At 47.6% G+C, this 6950-nt stretch carries 5 protein-coding genes and 1 pseudogene; 4 read left to right on the plus strand and 2 right to left on the minus strand.

Going from position 1 to position 6950, the window contains the following annotated elements:
- Nucleotides 1-190: 190 nt before the first annotated feature.
- The 4 genes from uhpT to HLM86_RS13120 all read left to right on the plus strand — a co-directional run bounded on the left by uhpT (nt 191) and on the right by HLM86_RS13120 (nt 5161).
- Nucleotides 191-1582, plus strand: coding sequence for a hexose-6-phosphate:phosphate antiporter UhpT (gene uhpT / locus HLM86_RS13105; protein WP_170883797.1), 1392 nt, complete (start codon nt 191-193; stop codon nt 1580-1582).
- 134 nt (nt 1583-1716) lie between these two features.
- Complete coding sequence (gene uhpA / locus HLM86_RS13110; protein WP_076590590.1) at nt 1717-2328, plus strand: response regulator transcription factor UhpA; 612 nt, start codon at nt 1717-1719, stop codon at nt 2326-2328.
- Entirely contained in the window at nt 2328-3863 is a 1536-nt protein-coding gene (uhpB, locus tag HLM86_RS13115) for a signal transduction histidine-protein kinase/phosphatase UhpB (protein WP_076590591.1), read from the plus strand. The genes uhpA and uhpB overlap by 1 nt, the downstream gene beginning before the upstream one ends.
- Nucleotides 3863-5161 (plus strand): MFS transporter, encoded by a 1299-nt coding sequence (locus HLM86_RS13120; protein ID WP_290313420.1) that lies wholly within the window; start codon nt 3863-3865, stop codon nt 5159-5161. Before uhpB ends, HLM86_RS13120 begins: the two co-directional genes overlap by 1 nt.
- On the opposite strand, the gene HLM86_RS13125 is transcribed toward HLM86_RS13120, so the two are convergent.
- Nucleotides 5158-5544: a cytochrome b562 gene (locus HLM86_RS13125; protein WP_217702180.1), complete on the minus strand. Its 387-nt coding sequence runs from the start codon at nt 5542-5544 to the stop codon at nt 5158-5160. The genes HLM86_RS13120 and HLM86_RS13125 overlap by 4 nt on opposite strands.
- Nucleotides 5545-5615: 71 nt before the next feature.
- A pseudogene (locus HLM86_RS13130) lies at nt 5616-6362 on the minus strand (phosphatase).
- Nucleotides 6363-6950 lie beyond the last annotated feature (588 nt).

The raw sequence follows: 6950 nt of genomic DNA on the forward strand, positions 1-6950 counted from the left end.
TCACGAAACACTCATTAGCTCACCAAATCTAGGAAATATTCTTAGCTCGACTAGGCCCCTCTCTCAAGCCATGCGCCTGACCTGAACATACACTTAGCGCCATCAAAGATAGGTCACTCTGAGCTGACACATCGCCAGAATGTATTATTTGCTTTGCTTTTAACATCAAGCCGAGCTCTAAGGATTCACCATGTTGAAATTTCTAGAACAAGTTCGCAAACCGACCCTCAACCTCCCTGTCGAGGTTCGCCGTAAAATGTGGTTTAAGCCATTTCTCCAGTCCTATCTGGTGGTGTTCATTGGCTACATGACCATGTACCTGATCCGCAAAAACTTCAATATTGCCCAGAATGACATGATCTCGACCTACGGTCTCTCAATGACCGAACTGGGTCTGATCGGCCTTGGTTTTTCCGTCACTTACGGCATAGGTAAAACCGTCGTTTCCTACTACGCCGATGGCAAAAATACCAAGCAATTTCTGCCCTTTATGCTGATTCTGTCCGGTCTGGCCATGCTGGGATTCAGTTTCAGCATGGGTGGCGGTAGCATTAGTTTATTTCTGATGATTGGCTTTTACGCCCTGAGCGGTTTTTTCCAAAGTACAGGTGGGCCATCAAGCTACTCAACCATTACAAAATGGACACCGCGCAATAAACGAGGAACCTACCTAGGGTTATGGAATTTATCCCATAATGTCGGTGGCGCTGGGGCCGCTGGGGTGGCGCTGTTCGGCGCGAATGTCTTATTCGATGGCCATGTTGTGGGTATGTTTATCTTCCCTTGTGTGATTGCGATCGTGGTTGGCTTCATTGGTATGCGTTTTGGTAGTGACTCTCCTGAGTCTTATGGCCTTGGTAAGGTCGAGGAGTTATTTGATGAAGAAATCAGCGAAGAGGATAGCGCTGCAGAAGAACATCAGATGACCAAAAAGGAAATCTTCGTCAAATACGTGTTAAAAAACAAAGTGATATGGCTGCTGTGTTTCGCCAATATCTTTTTATATATCGTACGGATTGGTATCGATCAGTGGTCGACCGTCTACGCCTACCAAGAACTTGGTTTGTCAAAGGAAACCGCGATTTCAGGCTTTACCCTCTTTGAAGTTGGTGCTCTGGTCGGCACCTTGATGTGGGGATACTTGTCCGATTTGGCCAATGGTCGCCGTGCCCTTGTTGCCTGCTTTTCTCTCGCTCTGATCATTGTCTCTCTCGAGTTCTATCAGCACGCGACCAGTGAATTTATGTATTTGGCGTCGTTGTTTGCACTTGGCTTTCTCGTCTTTGGCCCTCAGTTGCTGATCGGTGTCGCAGCGGTGGGCTTTGTCCCGAAAAAAGCCATCAGTGTTGCCGATGGTGTGAAAGGGACCTTTGCTTACCTGATTGGCGACAGCTTTGCCAAACTCGGGCTGGGGATGATCGCCGATGGGACGCCAATCTTTGGTCTAACTGGTTGGCAAGGCACTTTTGCCGCGCTCGATACCTCGGCCACCATCTGCATTGTTTTGCTGGCTTTCGTTGCTATCGCTGAAGAACAAAAAATTCGCAAAGAGAAAAAGGCCCGCCTTAAGACTGCCGCGTAACCCTACCCCCCTTTGCGCTGTCTGTTATCAATGGGTTACCTGAACCTCAGATAAAGACAGCGCTTTTTTGTTCCATTCTCTGGTGGCTCGTTGTTAAACTAAGCAATAGAATTGTTTCTTGTGGGGGATCCATCATGATTAAGGTTGCGATTGTTGACGACCACGTCATCGTACGCTCTGGATTTACCCAGTTGCTCAGTCTTGAAAGTGATATTAACGTCGTCGGCCAATACGGCAGTGTCGAGGACGCGAAAAAAGGGCTGTTAACGCATCAGGCCGACGTGTGTATTTGTGATATTTCCATGCCCGATGTCAGTGGCTTTGCCTTGCTTGACAGCCTGCCCTCCGGCCTTGCCTGTATTATGCTCAGCGTTCACGATTCTCCGGCGATGGTGGAAAAAGCGTTGGAGGCTGGGGCACTCGGCTACCTAACTAAGCGCTGCAGTCCCGAAGAGCTAATCCAAGCAGTGCGTACCGCCGCTCAAGGCGGGTGTTATCTCACCCCTGATATTGCTCTCAAACTGACCAGTCCAAAGAAAGAAAACGCGCCCCTCCACCTGTTGACCAAGCGGGAAAAGCAAGTGTGTGAATTGATTGCAACGGGGCTGGAAGTCAAAGTCGTCGCCTGTCAGTTAGGTTTAAGTCCAAAAACCGTCCATGTTCATAGAGCCAATGCCATGGATAAGCTCGCGGTCAAAAACAATGTCGAATTGGCCAAACTGTTTAATCAGGCGTTACCGTTCTGATGCGACGTTATCTCGCCAATGCGGCCTGCACTTGGTTAATGATCCTGTGCGGCTGGTTTTGCTTGTGGGTCATCTCATTTTACTTTGTCAATGATGCCAAACTGGCGGTTCTCTTTTTCCCTTTCGCCTTGCGTCTCGGCGTTACCTTGCATACCCCGATAAAACATTGGCCGGCGATTTATGGCGCCGAGTGGATGTTGACCTTTGCCCTCGCTCTATTGCTTGATCAACCGCCGTGGTTTGATGTGTGGCTCGCCAGTGTTGCCAGTATTCCACTCACTGCTTTTGCGTGCCGATACTATCACGGCACTCAGGCGCAAAGATTATGGGTGCAGGCCGCCACTGTGCTGAGTTTATCAGTGCTTAACTTAGCCTGCGTTGGCGATACAATCACGTCGTTGAGTTTTGTGTGGCTGATCAGTCTCACAGGCGGGCTGATGTTGGTGCCTACTTGCTATCTGATATGGAACTATTTGTTTGAAAACACTTGGCAGCCGTTGACTTCATCCATGATCAACCCCGCCTTAGTCATTAAATGTAAACCGTTGATGGTATTAACACTGTTGTTTTCCACCAGCTTTGTATTGCAGCTCACGTTACCGGATGAGTTGCGACGATTCGCGCCTTTTTGTCTTGCCATACCGATCATTTTTCTTGCTTTTCGTTACGGGTGGCAAGGCGCTATACTAGGAACCTTGGTCAACAGTATTGCTTTGATTGCGGCAAGAAGTGGCGTGTCGGGCCTTGAAGTTACCGACCTGCTGCTCTCGATTACCGCACAAACTTTAACGGGTATTTTGTTAGGTGTTGCGGTCCAAAGGCAAAGAGATCTCAATCAACAGTTGCGTCACGAGTTGAGCCGAAATCAACATTTGGCGCGTCAATTAGTGACCGCGGAGGAAACGGTACGGCACGAGGTCGCAAGAGAGCTCCACGACGAAATTGGCCAAAATATCACCGCCATTCGCACTCAGGCCAACATCATTAAACGAGTCACAAACCCAGATCTCAGCGCTCAATGTGCCACCACCATCGAATCTTTATCCCTGAATGTCTATGATACAACCAAAGGCCTTCTGACTCGGCTCAGACCGATAGCGCTCGACGAACTCGATTTACATGAAGCATTAACCCAATTGGTCCGAGATATGGAATTCACTCAGCAGGGGATTCAGGTTACCTTGAATCTTGGTGGTGAAAATACCGCCAACCTCAACGACACAACGAGGACCACCTTATATCGAATCTGTCAGGAAGCCCTCAACAACATACATAAGTACGCACAAGCCAAAACGGTGAGACTTGACCTTCACACTGGCCACCTGATTCGTTTGACTATTATTGATGATGGTATTGGTTTTCAAACGGATAAACCAAAACAGGGTCTGGGGCTAAAAGGGATGAGGGAAAGGGTCCAAGCATTGGGAGGTCAATTTTCTCTATCCAGTGTCCAAAATAAGGAGTGTAATCAGTCTGGCACCACAATCCACGTCCAATTACCTGGAAATATGAGTGACGATTTATGTCCGAGATGATGTCTCCCTCTCGTCACGATATTCGGGCACGCTACCAATACTGGCGTCTCCATATTATGTTGGGCATGTACTTGGGCTATGCCGGTTTCTATTTCACTCGTAAAACGTTTAACTATGCGACGCCTTCCCTTATCGCAGACCTCGGACTGGACAAAAGTGATATTGGCCTGATGGGCACCTTTTTTTATCTGACCTACGGTGTATCAAAATTTGTGTCGGGCATCATTTCAGACCGTTCTAATCCACGATATTTTATGGGAATAGGTCTATTGGCAACGGGCATCATTAATATTCTGTTTGGTCTGTCGAGCTCGCTCTATGCCCTCTTTGCTCTTTGGGTCCTTAACGCATGGTTTCAGGGCTGGGGTTGGCCTTCGTGTTCCAAATTACTCACGACTTGGTATTCACGCTCTGAACGAGGCCGGTGCTGGGCCCTGTGGAACACCGCTCATAATGTTGGCGGTGCCTTAATTGCACTGCTCGTTGGGTATCTGGTGCTTAATTTCAGCTGGAGAGAAGGTTTTATCGTCCCTGGTCTGCTCGCCATTGTGATTGGGATCTTTCTTTGTTTAAGACTCAGAGATAAACCCACCAGCATGGGTCTTCCAACCATTGGACAATGGAGAAACGACCCACTAGAACTCGCTCAGGAGAAGCAAGGGTTAGGATTAAGCTCCACGGAGATCCTTCGCACCTACGTGTTCAACAATAAGTACATCTGGTTACTCGCATGCAGTTATGTCCTCGTTTACATCGTCAGAACCGCGATCAATGACTGGGGTAATCTTTACCTCACCGAGCAACATGATTACTCGCTCATCACCGCCAATGGGGCGTTGTCTTTGTTTGAAATCGGAGGACTGATTGGGTCACTGGTCGCAGGCTGGGGATCCGATAAATGGTTTGGCGGCAATCGCGGCCCAATGAATCTGATTTTCGCCATCGGCGTGTTTCTGTCTGTGGCAGCATTGTGGCTGATGCCGGTCACTCACTTTATCTTCCAATCCGCCGGGTTCTTTGCAATTGGTTTCTTTGTATTCGGTCCACAAATGCTGATTGGTATGGCGGCAGCCGAGTGCTCACATAAAGACTCAGCCGGCGCCGCAACCGGATTTGTGGGCTTGTTTGCTTATATGGGGGCCGCCTTGGCTGGCTACCCTTTAGCCTTGATCATCAATCAGTTTGGTTGGACTGGCTTTTTTGTCGCCATTTCAGCGTGCTCGGCCGTTATCGGGTTACTGTTGCTGCCCTTTTTATACGCTCAGGGCAAAAGTGACACTCAGTCGGATGCCGATTAACCAAACAGCTTACTCCAAATACTGGGGTTGCGTTTGTCGTGATATTCAATCCGTAATTCATCGACTTGTCTTAGCGACGCTTTCGCCGCCGTCAGGTCTCCCGCATCGAGTTGCTTTTCGACCGTGTCTAGCGCGAGCGACAGTTTGTTAAACCCTTCAAGATAGGTCTCCCACTTTTCTGGAGGATAGTCACCGCGTTTAGCCTGTTCGATTAAATCAGAAAGATGGGTGACCGCTTCCTGCATATCACTGATTTCGGTAGCCTGCGCAGCTTGATTAAATTCCATTTTCATTTGTTTCATGGTTGACTTGAGGTCAAAGCTTGCAGCAAAAGTCTGTACTGAAAGCATCAGAGCCACAGCAGGAAGTAAGGTTTTGATCATGGTGTAAAGTCCAAAGGTAAGAGAAAATAAGTGTACTGAAATTATGGAGTACACTTTAGTGAAAAAGTGTTTCAAAGCATAATGTGGCTGAACGCGTCGATAGTAGGATGACCACGTAACGCCAAAAATTGTAAAAACTGCTTCACAGAGTGCGTGATGATCCGCTGAGGTTCAATACCTAACGTGTCAATCAACCTTACCACCTCGTTCAAATGACCGACATCATGGCAAAAATGGCATCACTGCCCGTTGTGAAATACACGCCCAACGCTTACCCCATACGCGCAATCTCATAACAGCGTTCAACACTACCGACTCGGCTGTGCCCTTTAAGCGACGTATTGTTCAGTTCAATCGCGACATTGTGTTGTTGGGCACACCTTAAAACAGATTCAAAATCAAAGTCAAAATTTGGATTGCCTAAATGGCCCAACGCATCAATTCGACCGCTGCAAATCGTATTAAGCAACGCCTGAGTGTGCGTATGTTTGTCAACTGGACGAAAAACAGGTTCATGGAAGCTGGCGATTGCCTAATCTAATCGATATTTTTGTTTGATGACAGATGAATGTCAACCTCACCCTCAACATTAAGAATATTCGACTCAGCGCCTCGAATCACCGCCACAGCCTCTAAGAAACGAGGTAGACACGCTGGTTGGAGAAAAACCAACAATGGGGTGCTTCAGGCATGGATTCGGTGTGATCGGTGGTGCACAACATGTCCAAGCCGTTTTGTTTTGCTATTCGTACGTTTTCAATTAGAGTCCTGTAAGCATGCCCACTGGCATAAGTATGGGTATCCACTACAAGCTTCATCAGCCCCCCCCTCTGGCAGGATAGTTGTCACTGTTAAAGTTTAACCAGTTTGGGGTGGTAAGAGTAAATTGTGTCTCGTATTCCAGCAGAAAGAAAAGAAGCCATACTGAAGAAACTACTGCCTCCATACTCAATGTCAGTGAGCCAGCTATCAAAAGAGGAAGGCATTAGCACCGCAACCCTGTATCATTGGCGGCAGCAACTCAGACGTTCTGGAGCCGCAGTGCCAAATAGTAACACTTCATCAGAGCAGTGGTCTGCTCAAACCAAACTTGCCATCGTCGCTGAAACTTACTCAATGACCGAACTCATCAGGGAAAAATGTGCTGTGGTAGAACACCACTTGAAACATTGCTTGATGGAAAATCGATTTGGGCAGAAAAGAATTTAGCTCAAATCTAAACTGACAGTCACCGATAGAAAAGCGGGTAACTGTCAGATCAAGTCTGAGCTAGTACAAATTAGACTGTGAACACCAAACGACTTTGTCGTATCTTAATTACCAAGCGATTCTGTCGTAGTCGCTAATTACCAAGGGAAATTGACGGTGGTCTTTAACCGTGCTTTTTAAATGTTTACTTTGAACAT

It is taken from the genome of Vibrio ostreicida (assembly GCF_013074385.2).
Taxonomy (GTDB): Bacteria; Pseudomonadota; Gammaproteobacteria; order Enterobacterales; family Vibrionaceae; genus Vibrio; species Vibrio ostreicida.